This window comes from Streptomyces sp. SCSIO ZS0520 (assembly GCF_025643355.1).
Classification (GTDB): Bacteria; Actinomycetota; Actinomycetes; order Streptomycetales; family Streptomycetaceae; genus Streptomyces; species Streptomyces physcomitrii.
Genome location: NZ_CP092644.1, coordinates 4,546,112 through 4,562,544 on the forward strand (window position 1 = coordinate 4,546,112; position 16,433 = coordinate 4,562,544).

Genomic DNA, 16,433 nt, shown 5'->3' on the forward strand with positions numbered 1-16,433 from the left:
CCGCCGGCGAAGGCCGGTCGAACACCGTGCCCCCCAGGAGTGGCGTGCGCGGCAGGAGGAGCACATCGCGACGGCCCCCGGGCGAAGCCCTGCCGCCGCCGCACTAAGGTGTGCATCACTTTTCAGCGGTCCGCATCGTCATCGTTCTGCGGTCCGCGTCATCATCGTGCAGGAGCGGTCAGTGGACGCACCTTCCGCACCTTCGAGGTTCCGCCCCTCACCGCGCGAATTCCGCCGGGACCAGGGGTACGAGGCCTTCGCGCGGCGGGCCGTCCCGCGCGGGGCACCGCACACCGGGCGCCCCCACGACCACCACCGCACGGCACTGCCCCCGGTGGTGCGCACCTGGCCCGAACAGGGCGCGGTCCTGCGGGCGCTGGCCCGGCTCACCGACGGGCCGCCGCTCGCCCCGCGGCCCCCGGCCCCGGCGGGCGGGGCCGCCCTGCCCGGCCCGGCGGGCCGCCCCCTCGCCACCCTCTGCCCGGACGGCGAACCCGTCGCCGCCGCCCTGCTCACCGCCCTCGCCGAGACCGCCGCCCGGCTGACCGGGGTGCGCCGGGAGTGGCTGCCGAGGACCGCCGCGGCCGAGCCGGGCACCGAGGGGCGGGGCTTCCTGCGGGCCAGGGCGGCCCTGGTCGAGCGGACCGTGCTGCGGCCCCACTGGCCCCTGTTCGGCGGCCTGTTCACCGCGCTCGGGGTGCCCGGGGACGCGCTGGCCCGGTACACCGAACGGCTCCCGGCACTGACCCGCCGCCCCGACCAGCTGCTCCACACCGAGCTGCACCGGGGCACCGTCCTGATCACCGGAGGGGACTGCGGACCTGACAACGGGCGCGGCCCCGGGGCGGACACCCGGCGCGACTCCGGTCCGGACACCGGGCACAGCTCCGGGCCGGACACCGCGCGCGACGCCGGACCGGACACTGGCCAGGGCGCCCCCCGGCCGGTCCTGGTCGGCTGGGAGGCCGCCGCCTGGGGCGACCCGCTGCACGAACTCGCCACCCACCTGGTCCGGATGAGATACCCGGACGCCCAGCGGGGAGCCGTCACCGAGGCCTGGGCCGCGGCCCTCGCCGCCGCGCGCCCCGCCGCCGTGCACGGACTCGCCCGCGATCTGCCCCACCACCTCGGCCTCGCCCGCGCCCAGGACCTCTACACCGAGGTGATGCGGACCGCCCACACCCTCGGCGCCGAACCGGATCCCGCTCACTTGGACGCCGCCGCCACCGCCGTGCGGCGCGCCCTGGAGGCCGCCTCCGCACCGCTGCGGCTGACCCGGCTGCCGGGCCCCGGCGAGATCGTCGGCGCCCTGCACCGCTGGGCCACCGCGCGGCAGGGCACCGCGCCGCACCCCGGCTGGCGGGCCGACCCCCGGGTCCCGCTGCGCCCCGCCTTCGGGGCCGGCGCCGTCCAGAAGGCGCTGCTCGCCGAGGGCGCCGCCCCCGCCGAGCACGTCTTCAAGGGCACCGCCCACCTCAATACGGTGGTACGGGTGCCGGGCCGGGCGGAGCCGGTCGTGGTGCGCCGCAAGCTGCCCCGTACCGGGACGCGCGAGCGCCGGTTCCTCAGCGAGCACGCGGTGCTCGCCGCCCTGGAGGCCGGCGGGTCCGGGGTCGGCGCGCCCCGGGTGCTCGCCCTCGGCGTCAGCGGGCGCGGGGTCCCGGCCGCCGAGGTGCCCGGCGAGCCCTTCGCGATCCACACCTATGTCGGCCCGCCCGGCGGCGCCCCGCCGACGCACCCCGTGGCCGGGCTGCTGCCCGCCGAGGCGGACCGCCTCGTCGACCAGTTGGGGGCGCTGACCGGGGTCGAGTGCCGCCAGCTCGACCCGGCCGCCGCGGAGGCGGACTTCTCCGTCTGGCTGCGGGCCGAACTGGTGCGCCTGGTGGCCGAGTTGCCCGCGGAATCGCAGGAGGCGGCGCGGGCGCTCGGGCTGCCCGGGGCGGAGCGTCTCGGCGAGATCCTGGCCCGGCACCGGGTCACCGCGCGCGAGCCCGTCCTGCTGCACGGCGACCTCAACCCGTGGAACCTGGTGCGGGGCCCCGCCCCCGGTGAACTCACCGTCATCGACTGGGAGATGGCGATGATCGGGGACCCCCTCTACGACCTGGTCCGGCATCTGCACCTGACCCCGGCGCGGGCGGAGATCCGGCAGCGGATGTTCCGCCGCTGGGAGCAGAGGCTGGACGAGCGGTACACCCGCGGCTGGCGGGAGGACCAACGGGTCTACCGCTGGATCGAGTTGGTGCGCTCCGCCTACATCGACCTCGACCGGCTGCACACCGGCACCGGCCTCGACGCCCCGAACGTCGCCCGGGCCGTCGACTCGTACGCCATGACGCTGGCCGCGGCCAAGGCGGCCCTCGGTCTCCCGCCGGGGCCGCCGGGAGTTCCGCTGCCCGCCTGGATCCGCCCGGGCGGTAAAAAGCGGACCGCCGGTATTTTCGGCCCCGTCACCGATTGATTCAAGCCCCACCGCTCTCCGGTGCATCCCGGTGCCTTCGTAAGTCTTCGTGTCGCGTGTCACAGAAGAATTCGGCAGGGGGAGGCAACCGTGCGGTAAGTGGCCCGGATGGTGGCGGTGACTTGCCGGAAATGTGTACTTCCGAATTACGCGGTCAGTGGCTATCGGCCGCGTCTTCCCGGGTTCGATGTGAATCCAGGCACACTCACTTCGTGTATGTGGGCGGGAAGTAACGGCGGCAAGGCTGATATGTATCGGCGGTCTCAAGGGGCGGTAAAAGCCGCAGGTGAAGAGGGTGCGGGGCGGGTCTTCGGGTCCGTATGCGGTCCGGGTGGAGGTTTTCGGCCGAGAAGTGCGAAGGAATCGGGCGGGCCGGACGGAGTGTGCATAAAGCGACCTTGCACGGCTGTTCGGGCCGTGCGTAGCATCCGGTGATCGGGCGGCGCATTTCCGTGGCCTTATTGCCGCGGGAGCTGAGAATGGTGCCCTGTAAAAGCATCGGTTTGTCAGCTCGCGTAAATGTCCCCGTAATGAGCGTTCGGAAACATCGGAAACATCCGCCGAGGCGACGGAGCGAAAGCGGATCCGTGTTTTCCGGCGCACCCCCCATGGCACCACCGGTTGCGAGGCAGGCTCGTGAAGTTCATCGACATAGGCGACCTCGACGTCCGCCCCGGTCGGCTCACCGTATGGCGGCCCACCGCAGGCAGCCCCACCCCGGCGCACTGGACCCCGGACGAGCGTCCGGCCTCCTATCTTCAGGAAGCGCACCTCTTCGACGCTCTTCTGTCCGCCGACTCCGGCGAGCGCGGGCCCTCCTGGCTCGCCACCGCCTTCGAACTGCCCGGCGCGCTCGACACCGCCGCCCTGCGCGCGGCCCTGCTCGGCTGGGTCGACCGCCACGAGTCGCTGCGCAGCCGCCTGGTCCCGAGCCGCGGCGAGGGCGGCGGCCGGATGGCCCGCGAGACCCTGCGCCCCGGCGCCGTGGACCTCGCCGCCGACCCGCACGGCGACTTCACCGACGGCCGCGAACTCGGCCGCGTCATCGAGGAGTTGCTCGACGGCGCCACCGACCCGCTGGCCTGGCCCTCCTTCGTCTTCGCGACGGTCGGGCACCCCGGCTCCACCACCGTCTACCTGGCCTTCGACCACCACAACGTCGACGGCTACTCGATCTTCCTCATCGCGCACGAGATCCGCGAGCTGTACGCCGCCGCCCTGGACGGCCGCGAGGCCCAACTCACCGACGTGGGCAGCTTCCTGGACTTCGCGGGCTGGGAGCGCGAGGACGCGGCCCTGGTGCACGGCGGCCACGAGACCGTGCTCCGGTGGCGGGAGTTCCTCCAGGCCTGCGGCGGACGGCTGCCCGAATTCCCCGCCCCCCTCGCCCCGGAGGAGGAGAGCGGCCAAGTCGCCCAGCGCGGCGGCATCACCTGGCTCCTGGACCGGGAGCAGGCCGAGGGCTTCCACCGGGCCTGCAAGGAGCAGGGCGGCAACTTCGCCTCCGGCATCCTCGCCTGCCTCGCCCTCGCCGCCCGCGAGGGCGCGGGCCTGGAGGACTTCCGGGTGATGACGCCCTTCCACACCCGCAGCCAGTCCCAGTGGCAGCAGTCCCTCGGCTGGTACGTCGGCCTCGCCCCGGTGCACTTCCCGGTCCGCCCCGACGCGGTCTTCGCCGAGGTCATGAAGGAGGCCTACGCCGCCCTGGACCGCGCCAAGCCGCTGGCCTCGGTGCCCTTCGCGCGGATCACCGAACTACTCGGGCTGCCCCTCGAACCGCGGTTCATGGTCTCGTACATGGACATCCGCAGGACCCCCGGCGCCGAGCAGTGGGCCGACTGGAAGGCCGCCGCGCTGCGCAGCCGCCGGATGAACCCGCACGAGGTCTACCTGTGGATCATGCGCTCCCCCGAGGGCGCCTACCTGAGCTACCGCTTCCCGGACACCGCGCGTGGCCGGGCCGCCGTACTGCCCTACCTGGCCGACATCGAACGCCTGGCCCAGCAGGTCGCCGCGCCCCGCACCAGCGGCAGCCGAGGAAAGGAACCCGCACCGTGCTGATGACCCCCCTGCCGGAGTACGCCCCCGCGCCCGGCGAACTGGTCGAGTTCCGCGTCCCGGAGGAGGCCGTCGAGCGCGCCGCGAAGGCACCCGAGCACCCGGCCCCGCCCTCCTACGTGCAGGAGAACCACATCCTGCGCCGCCTCGCCAACTCCGCCGCGGGCCGCCCCCAGTCGCCCTGGCTCGGCATCGTCTTCGACCTGCCCGGCAGGCTGGACACCACCGCCTTCGCCGCCGCCCTGCACACCTGGGTGCTGCGCCATCGCACCCTGCTCACCTGGTTCTCCGTGCACGAGAGCGGCGCCGCGGACCAGGGCGCGCCGCTGCTCAGGCGGCATGAGGTCCCCGAGGAGTCGGTCGCCGTCGAGGCCGTCCCGCTCGGCGCGCAGAGCGGCGAGGCCGTCCACCGGCACGTCACCGAGACCTTCGGCAGCCGCACCGACCCGCTGGTGTGGCCGCCCTTCACCGCCTCCGCGGTGGTCCGCGAGGAGGGCCCCTCCACCGTCTTCTTCGCCGTCGACCACGCCCACACCGACGGCTTCTCGATGATCCTCGTCTTCGCCGAGCTGCGCGCCCTCTACGAGGCCCAACTCGCCGGTATCGAGGCCGAGTTGCCCGAGGTCGGCAGCTATGTGGACGCCTGCGCCCTGGACCGCGAGCGGGCCGCCGCGATCCGGCCGGACTCGCCCGAGGTGAAGAGCTGGATCGACTTCTTCCTCGGCGGCCCGATGCCCTCCTTCCCGCTCGACCTCGGCGTACCGCCCGGCGAGAGCCGCCCCAGCCTCTCCATCGAGCTCGACCTGCTCACCGCGGACCAGGCCGAGGCCTTCTCGAAGGCATGCAAGGCGCAGGGCGCCTCCTTCTCCGCCGGGCTGCTCACCGCGCTCGGCATCACCGCGAGCGAACTCGCGGGCCGCCCCGACTACCGGAGCCTCGCCGTCGTGCACACCCGGGACGAACCGCGCTGGCAGTTCACCCAGGGCTGGTTCATCAACCTGGTGCCGGTCGCCTTCCCGGTCAGCCCCGGCGGCACGGCGCTCGGCTTCGGCGAGATCCTGCGCGGCGCGGCCGGGGCCTACGCCGCCGCCCGCGAACTCGCCCTGGTCTCCCCGCTGCGGGTGGCCGAACTGATTCCCGGCGTCTCGCTCCAGTCCGACGCCTCGACCGTGCTGCCGATGCTCTCCTACCTCGACCTGCGGCACGCCCCTGGCTCCCGCGACTGGGAGGCCGCCGACTGCAACGCCCTGGTCGGCCCGGGCCCGAGCAGCGAGGTCCCGATCTGGATCAACCGCCTGTGGGACCGCACCTACCTCAAGACCCGCTACCCCGACACCCCCGAGGCCCGGGAGAACGTCCCGCGCTACTTCGCCCACCTCAAGCGGGTCCTCGGCGAGATCGCCGCGCACGGCGACTACCGCTTCACCGCGGCCGGGCAGCGCACCCCGACGGAGGTGTGACTCCCGTGCGGGTCGCCCTGATCGACGGCTACCGCCCCGAGCCCGGCCGCCTGGTGGAGTTCGTGCGCTCGGACGCCACCCGGGCGGCGGCCGAGGTGGCGGCGCCGAGCCCGGTGCCGCCCTCCTTCAACCAGCTCTTCCACCTGGCGACCGCCGACCGCGACCCCGAAGGCCCCCGGCACTGGCTCTGCCTCGCCTTCGACCTGCCGGGGGCCGTCGACCTGGACGCGCTGCACCGCGCCTTCGCGTTCTTCACCGCCCGGCACGAGGGGCTGCGCAGCGGCTTCCGGGTGCGCCGGGGCCCAGACGGCACCCCCGCGGGCGTGGACCGCTTCGTGCTGCCCGCCGAGAAGTACGAGCTGGCCCGCGAGGACCACGGCGAACCGGCCACCCCCGAGGAACTGCGCGAGCTGCTCCGCGCCCGCCTCGCCGCCCGCTGCCACCCGCTCGGCGAGCCCCCGCACCTGCTCTCGGCGATCGTCCGCCCCGGCTCGGCCACCGTCTTCTGCGGCTTCGACCACGGCAACACGGACGGCTGGTCGCTCGCCCTCGCCGTCCACGAACTCGGCGCGAGCTACGCCGCGTTCGCCGCGGGCCGCACCCCCGAGCTGCCGCCCACCGGCAGCTTCGTCGACTACTGCGCCGAGGAGCAGGCCGCCCTCGGCGCGCACCCGCCGGGCCCCGAGGACCCGCGGCTCGCGGGCTGGGCCGCGTTCTTCGCGGGCTGCGGCGGCACCCTGCCCGCCTTCCCGCTCGACCTCGGCGTGGCCCCCGGCAGCCGCGCCCCGCAGGGCTCCGAGCTGTGCCGCCTCCTCGGCCCCGAGGCCGCCGCGGCCTTCGAGGACCGCTGCCGCGCCCACGGCGGCACCTTCTTCACCGGCGCCCTGACCGCCTTCGCCCTCGCCGCCCGCCACCTCGGCGCCGAGGGCCCGATGCGCCTGGTCTCGCCCCTGCACACCCGCCACGAGGACCGGTGGGCGCACGCCATGGGCTGGTTCACCACGGTCGCCCCGCTCACCCTCGACGTCACCGCCGCCGAGGGCGCCGCGGCGGGCGCGGCCCGCACCAAGGAGGCCTTCGCCGCGGGCCGCCGCCTCGCCGAGCTGCCGGTCGCCCAGGTGCTGCCCGCCCTCGGCGACCGGGTGCGGCGCGCCAAGGACGACGTCTTCATGGTCTCGTACCTCGACTACCGCCGGCTCCCCGGCTCCGAGGGCCACGCGGCCGCCGACGCCCACCAGATCGCCGGCGCGACCACCACCGACGAGGCCCAGTTCTGGTTCACCCGCACCCACGAGGGCCTCTTCCTCCGCGCCCGCTACCCGGGCACCGACCGGGCCGCGGCCGTGGTCCACCTCTTCACGGAGACGGTACGGGGGATCCTGGAGCGGGAGAGCGGGGCCGGGGACGCGGCTCCCCTCACCGCGACCGCCTGATCCGGGGCGCCCGCAGCAGGACCAGTGCCGCGAGGAAGGCGGCGCCGAGCAGGACCGTACCCGCGGCGAAGGCCAGGTGGTGGCCGCCGTTGAGGGCCGCGGCGGGGGAGGCGCCCGCGGCGGTGAGGTGTTCGGTGCGGGCGGCGGCGAGGGTGGACAGGACCGCCAGCCCGAGCGCCATGCCGAGCTGCTGGGTGGTGGTGAAGAGGCCCGAGGCCAGGCCCGCGTCGTCCTCCCGGGCGCCGGACATGCCCAGCGAGGTCAGCGCGGGCAGGACCAGGCCGAAGCCCGCGCCGAGCAGCATCGAGGGCAGCAGGTCCACCGGGTAGGAGGCGCCCACCGGCAGCCGGACGAGCAGCGCGAGCAGCACCCCGAGCGGGACGAGACCGGCGAGCAGGATCCGCCGTTCCCCGAAGCGGGCGATCAGCCGTGCCGAGAGGCCGAGCGAGACCGCGCCGATCGCGAGCGCCGCCGGGAGCATCGCGACGCCGGTGCGGGCGGCGCCGTACCCCTGCACCTGCTGGAGGTTGAGCGCCACCATGATCGAGAACGCGAACATCGCCGCCACCACCAGGACCTGCACCAGATTGGCCGCGGCCACCCCGGGCGCCCGCAGCACCCGCGGCGGCATCAGCGGCGTACGCGCCCGCGACTGCCGCCGCGCGAAGGCGGTGAGCAGGACCAGGGCGAGCGCGCCGAAGCCGAGGGTGTGCGCGGAGCCCGGGCCCCGCTGCTCGATCTGCACCACGGCGTAGATACCGGTCATCAGCCCGCCCGTGACGTACAGCGCCCCGAGGACATCGGCCCCGGCGCGCAGTCCGAGTCCGCGGTCGGCGGGCAGCGAGCGGACGGCGAGGGCGAGTACGGCCAGGCCCGGCGGCAGGTTGACCAGGAAGATCCAGTGCCAGCTGAGCGCGTCGGTGAGGACGCCGCCGGCCACCTGGCCGAGGGAGGCGCCCGCGGCACCCGTGAAGCTGAACACCGCGATCGCCCGGGCCCGTCCGGCGGGATCCGGGAAGAGGGTGACGAGCAGCCCGAGCGCCACCGCCGAGGCCATCGCCCCGCCCACGCCTTGGAGGAACCGGGCCGCCACGAGCAGCCCCGGCGCCCCCGCCGCGCCCGCGAGCAGCGAGGCGAGGGTGAACACCCCCGTCCCGGCGAGGAACATCCGCTTGCGCCCGAGCAGGTCCCCGAGCCGCCCGGCGAGCAGGAGCAGTCCGCCGAAGGCGATCAGGTAGGCGTTCACCACCCAGCTGAGCCCGGCCGCGCCGAAACCGAGATCGCGCTGGAGCGCGGGCATCGCCACGCTCACGATGCTCCCGTCCAGCGTGACCATCAGCGTGTTCGCGGCGAGTACGGCCAGGGCGAGGTGGGGCCGGTGGGGTCGATGGGTCGCGCCGCCGGGGCCGGGCGGGGAGGAGGCCGGGGCCTGGGCGGGATCGAGGGTGGACATGGGTTCTCCTGCCGGAGGTCGGGACGGTCGGGTCGGGAGGTGGAGGTGCGGGGCGAGGGCGACGGCCCCTGAAGCCGACCGTAGCAGAAGGTTTTGTTGCGGACTATATTTCACGGACCTTGTTCGGTCCTCCCTCGTGATCGCGTACGGACCGGGCTCTCACGCCCCCCGGACGAGCTCCGGCTCCCCGTCCGGGCGGGGCTTCTGCTCCCCGCCCGGGCCCCCGCGCAGGCGTCCCCCTCGCCTCCGCTCGCCTCCCGAACCGGATAATCCCCTACGGAACGACACTGGCTACGCTGGTCGGATGACCGCCATGACGCCCCCGCGTACGGAACCGGACCTCTCGTTCCTGCTCGACCACACGAGCCACGTGCTGCGCACCCGGATGGCCGCGGCCCTGGGCGAGATCGGCCTCACCCCGCGCATGCACTGCGTCCTGGTGCACGCCCTGGCCGAGGAGCGGACCCAGGCCCAGCTCGCCGAGATCGGGGACATGGACAAGACCACGATGGTGGTCACCGTGGACGCCCTGGAGCAGGCGGGCCTCGCCGAACGCCGCCCCTCCACCGCGGACCGCAGGGCCCGGATCATCGCGGTCACCGAGCAGGGCGCCGAGGTCGCCGCCCGCAGCCAGCGACTCGTCGACAGGGTGCACGAGGAGGCCCTCGGCGCCCTCCCCGCCAAGGAGCGCGAGACCTTCCTGCGCGCCCTCGACCGCCTGAGCCGCGGCCATCTGGCGACCCCCGTCGAAAGCCCGCGACCGGTACGGCGGGCCCGCCAGCGGGGCTAGGCCCCTGTTCCGGGCCGGGCCGGGCTCGACGGCACGGGATCACGCCGGGCTCGCGTACAACCAGCCCCGCCCCTCGGCGGTCACACCAGACGTCCGTGCCCGTCGACCGAGGGGGAGCCTCCGTGCCGCACCGCCGCCGCATCCTGACGTACGCCATCGCCGCCGCCGCGGCCACCGCCGGGTTCGTGTTCCCGCCCGGCGCGGCCGCCACCACCGCCGCACCGCGCAGCGCCGCGAGCGACTTCAACGGTGACGGGTACGCGGACCTGGCGGTCGGCGTCCCGGACGGAACCGTGGACGGCCGGGCCAAGGCCGGGTACGTGAACCTCGTCTGGGGCGGCCCGAAGGGCGTCGGCGCCCACGGGAGCCTCCGGGTCACCCAGTCCACCTCCGATCTGCCCGGCACCCCGGAGGCGGGCGACCGCTTCGGCGCCTCGGTGGCGCTGGTGGACCTCAACGGCGACGGCATCGCGGAACTCCTCGCCGGCGCCCCCGGCGAGGACATCACCGGGCGCGGCACCGACGCGGGCACGGTCCTCGCCCTCGGCGGCTCGAAGTCCGGTCCGGGGCCGGGGTCGACCGTCCTCACCGGGCCTTCGGCGTCCGCCGCGTACGGCAGATCGGTCGCGGCGGCCGACCTGACCGGCGACGGCAACAAGGAGATCGTGATCGGCGGTACGGACAAGGTCGTCGCCCGGGTCGCCCAGGGCGAGGACAGCATGGTCACCACCGTCGTCGCCGAACCCATGGGCGGCCGCGCCCCCGTCCTCGCCACCGGCGACTTCGACAGCGACGGCACGGCGGACCTGGCCGTGGCGTACTGGACCGCGGGCGAACCCTTCACCCAGTCCCATGTGCGCCTGTGGACGTGGGACGCCGAGCAGTCCGCGATGGCCAACTTCTGGAACACGGACAACGCGGGCGTGACCGCCCTGGCCGCGGGCGACTTCGACGGCGACGGCCACGAGGACCTGGCGCTCGGCGAATGCCGCGAGATCGCCGACGAGAACATCGACGACCCGTGCGGCCCCGAGGAACTCGCCCGGGGCGGCGGGATCCACCTCCACTACGGAAGTCCGGCGAGCGGCTCGTTCGGCAGCCGCACCCAGACCCTCAACCAGGACACGGCGGGCGTGCCGGGCGCGGCCGAGGACGGCGACCGCTTCGGCGCCGCCCTCGCCGTCGCCGACGTCGACCGCGACGGTCGCGACGACCTGATCGCGGGCGCGCCGGGCGAGGCCATCGGAACCGAGGCCGGGGCGGGCGCCGCCTGGCTGCTCCGCGGCGGCGCCCAGGGCCTGCTGGACAGCGGCGGCACCGCCACCTCCGTGGCCTGGAACCAGGACACCGCCGGGGTCCCGGGCACCGCCGAGGCGGGCGACACCTTCGGCGCGGCCGTCGCCGCCGGGGACCACAACGCGGACGGCGTACCGGACCTCACGGTCGGATCCCCGGGCGAGAACGCCTCCCTGGGCGCCGCCCTCCTCCTCCCCGGCGCCTCGGCCCAGGGCGCGGCATCCTTCTCGCCGCGCACCCTCGGCCTCCCGTACCTGACCACGGCTCAGAAGTACGGCAAGCCGCTGAGCAGCCATTGAGGCACTTCTGAAGGGCAGTTGAGCACTCATTGAAGGGCTGCTGAGCAGCCGTGCGCAGCAGTCGTGCGCAGCAGCGATGCACGGCAGCCGTCGAGCCACCGCCGGGCAGCGGGTGAGGGCGGGCTGCGGCGGGGGCTCCGGAAATGACCTGCGTCCCCCGCCGCCCGCCTGACAGCCTGTCCGCCATGCCCACACCTGACGCCTCTGGCCCCGCCATGCCCGGACCCGACGACTCGCGGCCCGTCCGGCCCACGACCTCCTCCGCTGGAACTCCCCTTGCCGACAAGGCCCTTGGCGCCGACACGGCTGCCGCCTCCGAAGCGACCGCGGCCGGTGTCCGGTCCCTGCCGGGGCAGTTGGCCCGTACCCGGCGCTTCAGCCTCGGTGTCCCCGGCGACTTCACCGTCTCGCCGGACGGCGGCACGGTCTACTTCCTGCGCAGCCGGGCGGGCGACGATCCGGTCACCTGCCTCTGGTCCTTCGACTGCGCCTCGGGGCGCGAACGCCTCCTCGTCGACCCGCTGACGCTGCTCGACGGCACCGAGGAGGAGCTGTCGGCGGAGGAGCGGGTCCGGCGCGAACGCGCCCGCCAGATGGCCTCGGGCATCGTCGGCTTCGCCGCGGACCGGGACTGCGCCCTGTTCGCCTTCGCCCTGTCCGGCAGGCTGTGGACGTACCGCCCCGCCGGGGACACCGTCCGCGCTCTCGACGTCCGCGGACCGGTACTCGACCCCCGCCCCGACCCCACCGGAACCCGTATCGCCTACGTCGCCGGGGGCGCGCTGCGGGTCGTCGACGCCGACGGCGGGAACGAGCGCGCCCTCGCCCGCCCCGAAGGGCCCGAGGTGGTCTACGGGCTGCCCGAACACGTCGCCGCCGAGTCCATGATGCGCCACCGCGGCTACTGGTGGGCGCCGGACGGGCAGCGCCTCCTGGTGGCACGGGTGGACACCTCGCCGGTGCGGCGCTGGTACATCGCGGACCCCGCCGACCCCTCCCGCGAACCGGTCTCCTTCCCGTACCCCGCGGCCGGTACCGCCAACGCCGACGTACGGCTGTGGCTGGTGGACGCCCGCGCGGGCGCCCTCGGCCCCGAGCAGCTCGGTCTCGGCCCGGAAGCCGTTCAAGTCGACTGGGAAAGAAGGAAGTTCGAGTATCTGACCGCCGCGGACTGGGACGGTCACGGCCCCTACGCCACCGTGCAGAGCCGCGACCAGCGTGAGCTGCGCGTACTCGCCGTCGACCCCGCGGACGGCACCACCACTCCGCTGGCCGCACTGCACGACTCCGCCTGGGTGGAACTCGTACCGGGCCTGCCCGCCCGAACCACCGCCGGAAAGTTGGTCACTTGGCGTGACGAGCACCCGGCTCCGGAGACCGCGGGGGCCATGGACGCGCCGGTGGCCGGCACCCGCCGCCTGGTCGTCGACGGCGAGGCCGTCACGCCCCCCGGCCTCCAACTCACCGCCCTGCGCGGGGTGGAGGGCGAGTCCGTCCTCTTCACCGCCGCGTACGAACCGACCGAGACGCACCTCTGGCTCTACGAACACGGCGGCGGGCTCCGGCAGTTGAGCCCCGAGCAGCCTGGCGTGTACGACGGCACCAGGCGCGCCGGCACCACCGTCCTCACCTCCCGGGTGCCGGACCGCCCCGACACCCTGACCACGATCCACCGGGACGGAGACGGAGACGGAGGCGGAGACGAAGACGGAGAAGGGCGGGGCCGCGGGGCGGAGCAGGCGTACGAGGCCGACGGCGGTCTCCCACCGCACCGCACCCTCACCTCGCATGCCGAACTCCCCTCCCTGGAACCGCGGATGGAGCTGCTGGCCCTCGGCCCGCGTGCCCTGCGTGCCGCGCTCTTCCTCCCCTCCTGGCACCGCCCGGGCGACGCGCCGCTGCCGGTGCTGATGGACCCGTACGGCGGTCCGGCGATGTGCAAGGTCCGTGCGGAGCAGACCTGGTGGACGTATGTCTCCCAGTGGTTCGCCGAACAGGGCTTCGCGGTACTGGCGGTGGACGGCCGCGGCACCCCGGGGCGCGGCCCCGCCTGGGAGCGGACCATCCACCACGACCTCACCACCCCGGTACTCGACGACCAGGTGGCCGCGCTCACCGAGGCGGCCCGGCTGCGGCCCGCGCTCGACACCGGCCGGGTCGGCATCCGCGGCTGGTCCTTCGGCGGCTTCCTCGCCGCGCTCGCCGTGCTGCGCCGCCCCGACGTCTTCCACGCCGCCGTCGCCGGCGCCCCCGTCACCGACCAGCGCCTCTACGACACCCACTGGCGGGAGCGCCACCTCGGCCACCCCGACCGGAACCCCGAGGTGTACGTCCACAACTCGCCGGTCCACGAGGCCGGTTCGCTCACCCGGCCGCTGCTGCTCGTCCACGGCCTCGCCGACGACAACGTCTTCGCCGCCCACACCCTGCGCCTGTCCGCCGCCCTCCTCGCCGCGGGCCGCCCCCACGAGGTCCTGCCCCTGCCCCGGGCCACCCACCTGCCCACCGACACGAAGGTCGCGGAGAATCTGCTGGTGCATCAACTGGAGTTTCTGCGGCGGCACTTGAGCGTCTGAGGGCGCGTGGGGAGCGGGCGCGGCCTCGGCGAGGTCGGCGGCAAGGGCGGCGAGGTGGGCGCGGCGACGGCGGTGAGGCGCGCGCGACGCCTCCGCTACAGTCCGCCCATGACCGACGATCAGCCGCGCCCGCACCCCGCCCCCCACCTGCCCTTCGGGAACTTCTCCCAGGTCCGGAGCGCCCTGGAGGCCGCCGACACCCTCGCCGCCCCGGTCGCCGAGGCGCTGCGCACCTGGGAGTCGCGGGAGGCCGCCGAGTCGGTCCTCTACGTCGACACCGACCCCGGCAAGGCGGACACCGCCGTCTTCAGCGAGAGCTACGCGGTCCCCCTCGAAGCCTCCGCGAACTGCGTCGTGGTCGCTGCCAAACGCGGTGGAGAGACCACCCTCGCCGCCTGCCTCGCCCTCGCCCACACCCGGGTCGACGTCAACAGGACGGTCCGCAAGCACCTGGGCGCCCGCAAGGCCTCCTTCGCCGACATGGACACGGCCGTCTCCCGCACGGGCATGGAGTACGGCGGCATCACCCCCCTCGGCCTCCCCGCCGACTGGCCCCTGCTCGTCGACGCCTCGGTCATCGCCGCCCCGTACGTCCTCGTCGGCAGCGGCAGCCGCCGCGGCAAACTCATCCTGCCGGGCAAGGCGATCGCCCAACTCCCGCACGTGGAGGTCCTGGAGGGGCTCGCCCCGGCGGCTGAATGAAGCACCGGCCCCCACCCCACCCGGCATCGCCGCCGACCCCGCGGCATCCGCACACCGAACCGCGCCCCGTAATGGAGTGGGGAGCGGCGAACCCCTTCCGCTACCTTCGGCCGCATGGCTGACGAGTGTTACGGACATCCACGCCTCGCCGCGGTCTACGACCCCCTCGACCCGGACCGCGGCGATCTCGACGCGTACCTGGGGATGGTGGAGGAGTTCGGGGCGCGCCGGGTGCTGGACATCGGCTGCGGTACCGGTGTCTTCGCGCTCCTGCTGGCCGATCGCGGGATCGAGGTGACCGGCGTCGACCCCGCCCGGGCCTCCCTCGACGTGGCCCGTGGCAAGCCGGGCAGCGAACGGGTGCGCTGGATCTGCGGCGAGGCGACGGAACTCCCGCCGCTGCGCGTCGACTTGGCCACCATGACGGCCAACGTCGCCCAGGCCGTCGCCGATCCCGCGACCTGGCGGGGCACCCTGCGAGGAGCCTACGAGGCACTCCGACCCGGCGGTCACCTGGTCTTCGAGACCCGGGACCCGGCCAGACGCGCCTGGGAGGAGTGGAATCGCGAGTCCTCGTACCGCGTGACGGAGATCCCCGGTGTCGGCACCGTGGAGGGCTGGCTGGAGACCACCGAGGTCGACTTGCCCCTGGTGACCTTCCGTTCGACCTACGCCTTCGCCGCCGACGGCCAGGTCTTGACTTCGGACTCCACCCTGCGCTTCCGCGAACGACCCGAGATCGAGGCCGAGTTGACCGCCCAGGGATTTGTGGTGGCGGACGTACGCGAGGCACCTGACCGACCGGGCAGGGAGTTCGTCTTCGTCGCGCGGCGGCCGGAATCGGTGCCGGGGCAGAGGTAGGGAGCGCGGCGGTCCACGGCCGCCTGCCGGACGCGGACCGCCGCCTCGCGGAGGGTCAGAGCGCCGCGAGGTCCGCGAGCAGCTCGGCGGCGGGCCGGGGGTGGACGAGCCAGCTCAGGTGACTCCCTTCGAGGGTCCGGACGTCGAAGGGGTTGTCCGGGGTGAGCGCGTCGGCTTCGCGGATCATGCGGTCCTGCACGGCGAGCGGCAGACTGGCATCGGCGGCCAGGCGCACATAGGTCCGCGGAACGCGGCCCCAGGTCGCGGCCTGCGCCCGGTCGGCGGACGTACCGGCGTCGAGGTTCTCGTCGGGCTGGAAGGTGTTGAGGAAGACCCGGAACTCGTCGTCGGTGAGGTCGGCGGCGAAGGCGCGCTTGAACGCGGCGAGCGCCGCCGGGTCGGCGGTGCGGAAGTTGGTCCGGAGCAGACCGAGCGCTCCCGGGTCCCCGACGAGCGTGGCGGCGAAGGCCCCCGGGTCGACGCCCGCCATCTCCGGCTGGGTGTAGTAGTCGCCCACGGCCAGCTCGACGGGGCACCAGGCGGAGACGTAGACGATCCGGTCGATCAGCTCGGGCCGAGCGTTGGCGACCGCGGTGGCCGTGACGCCGCCCCTGCTGTGGGCGACGAGGACGGTGGGCCCGTTCCGCTTGGCCCGTTCCAGGATGTCGATCACGCGGGCGGCGTTGTCGGCGAGCGTGATGCCCTTGATGCTCCCCGGTTCCGCGGCGAGGGCGTCGAGATCCTGCGGAGCCTGGTAGGCCGCGGGGTAGGTGGCCTCGAATCCGTGCCCCGGAAGGTCGACCGCGGCCGAGCGGTGTCCGAGCAGGGCGAGCTCGGCCCCCAGCGGCGCGAACGAGAACGAGTTCGCGAAGGCCCCGTGGACAAAGACGAAGGTCGGCAGCTTGTGCATACCTCAGCCTCCGATAGGACGATCTTCGGGGCAAGGTGCTGGGTTCGGGCGGCTCGGAGTGAGGTCGGCGGCGGCCTGTACGGCGTGGGGGAGTCGGCACCGGGGATCGATCGCCTCCTGACCTGGGGGTGTGC

At 74.5% G+C, this 16,433-nt stretch carries 11 protein-coding genes; 9 read left to right on the forward strand and 2 right to left on the reverse strand.

The genetic code is table 11. The features are described from left to right. The first annotated feature begins 181 nt into the window (after positions 1-181). From MID12_RS17855 to MID12_RS17870, 4 genes are all read left to right on the forward strand, one after another. The gene (locus MID12_RS17855) at positions 182-2,461 is read left to right on the forward strand and encodes an aminoglycoside phosphotransferase family protein (protein ID WP_263168562.1); all 2,280 of its coding nucleotides are present in this window, start codon (positions 182-184) and stop codon (positions 2,459-2,461) included. 636 nt (positions 2,462-3,097) lie between these two features. Then, the gene (locus MID12_RS17860; RefSeq protein WP_040252015.1) at positions 3,098-4,522 is read left to right on the forward strand and encodes a condensation domain-containing protein; all 1,425 of its coding nucleotides are present in this window, start codon (positions 3,098-3,100) and stop codon (positions 4,520-4,522) included. Beyond that, positions 4,522-5,979, forward strand: coding sequence for a condensation domain-containing protein (locus tag MID12_RS17865; RefSeq protein WP_263173222.1), 1,458 nt, complete (start codon positions 4,522-4,524; stop codon positions 5,977-5,979). The genes MID12_RS17860 and MID12_RS17865 overlap by 1 nt, the downstream gene beginning before the upstream one ends. Positions 5,980-5,984: 5 nt before the next feature. Then, the gene (locus MID12_RS17870; protein ID WP_263168565.1) at positions 5,985-7,412 is read left to right on the forward strand and encodes a condensation domain-containing protein; all 1,428 of its coding nucleotides are present in this window, start codon (positions 5,985-5,987) and stop codon (positions 7,410-7,412) included. On the opposite strand, the gene MID12_RS17875 is transcribed toward MID12_RS17870, so the two are convergent. Then, positions 7,396-8,865 (reverse strand): MFS transporter, encoded by a 1,470-nt coding sequence (locus MID12_RS17875; protein ID WP_411576969.1) that lies wholly within the window; start codon positions 8,863-8,865, stop codon positions 7,396-7,398. The genes MID12_RS17870 and MID12_RS17875 overlap by 17 nt on opposite strands. A gap of 304 nt (positions 8,866-9,169) precedes the next feature. Here MID12_RS17875 and MID12_RS17880 point away from each other — a divergent pair, with 304 nt between their 5' ends. From MID12_RS17880 to MID12_RS17900, 5 genes are all read left to right on the forward strand, one after another. Beyond that, positions 9,170-9,655 carry a MarR family winged helix-turn-helix transcriptional regulator gene (locus tag MID12_RS17880; RefSeq protein ID WP_040252017.1) on the forward strand — a complete coding sequence of 162 codons (486 nt, stop codon included), beginning with the start codon at positions 9,170-9,172 and terminating at the stop codon, positions 9,653-9,655. 122 nt (positions 9,656-9,777) lie between these two features. Beyond that, entirely contained in the window at positions 9,778-11,250 is a 1,473-nt protein-coding gene (locus MID12_RS17885) for an FG-GAP-like repeat-containing protein (RefSeq protein ID WP_263168568.1), read from the forward strand. Between the two features lie 185 nt (positions 11,251-11,435). After that, positions 11,436-13,826: a S9 family peptidase gene (locus MID12_RS17890; protein WP_263168571.1), complete on the forward strand. Its 2,391-nt coding sequence runs from the start codon at positions 11,436-11,438 to the stop codon at positions 13,824-13,826. Between the two features lie 108 nt (positions 13,827-13,934). Next, the gene (locus MID12_RS17895; RefSeq protein WP_263168573.1) at positions 13,935-14,528 is read left to right on the forward strand and encodes a YbaK/EbsC family protein; all 594 of its coding nucleotides are present in this window, start codon (positions 13,935-13,937) and stop codon (positions 14,526-14,528) included. A gap of 114 nt (positions 14,529-14,642) precedes the next feature. Next, positions 14,643-15,389, forward strand: coding sequence for a class I SAM-dependent methyltransferase (locus tag MID12_RS17900; protein WP_263168574.1), 747 nt, complete (start codon positions 14,643-14,645; stop codon positions 15,387-15,389). Positions 15,390-15,444: 55 nt separating this feature from the next. Here MID12_RS17900 and MID12_RS17905 read toward each other — a convergent pair whose 3' ends face one another. After that, the gene (locus MID12_RS17905) at positions 15,445-16,299 is read right to left on the reverse strand and encodes an alpha/beta fold hydrolase (RefSeq protein WP_263168577.1); all 855 of its coding nucleotides are present in this window, start codon (positions 16,297-16,299) and stop codon (positions 15,445-15,447) included. Positions 16,300-16,433: the final 134 nt, after the last annotated feature.

Excerpts from the sequence above, each read along its gene's own strand:
- MID12_RS17875 (WP_411576969.1), bottom strand. The coding sequence starts at position 8,865 with ATGTCCACCCTCGATCCCGCCCAGGCCCCGGCCTCCTCCCCGCCCGGC.
- MID12_RS17890 (WP_263168571.1), top strand. The coding sequence starts at position 11,436 with ATGCCCACACCTGACGCCTCTGGCCCCGCCATGCCCGGACCCGACGAC.
- MID12_RS17880 (WP_040252017.1), top strand. The coding sequence starts at position 9,170 with ATGACCGCCATGACGCCCCCGCGTACGGAACCGGACCTCTCGTTCCTG.
- MID12_RS17865 (WP_263173222.1), top strand. The coding sequence starts at position 4,522 with ATGACCCCCCTGCCGGAGTACGCCCCCGCGCCCGGCGAACTGGTCGAG.
- MID12_RS17900 (WP_263168574.1), top strand. The coding sequence starts at position 14,643 with ATGGCTGACGAGTGTTACGGACATCCACGCCTCGCCGCGGTCTACGAC.
- MID12_RS17905 (WP_263168577.1), bottom strand. The coding sequence starts at position 16,299 with ATGCACAAGCTGCCGACCTTCGTCTTTGTCCACGGGGCCTTCGCGAAC.
- MID12_RS17895 (WP_263168573.1), top strand. The coding sequence starts at position 13,935 with ATGACCGACGATCAGCCGCGCCCGCACCCCGCCCCCCACCTGCCCTTC.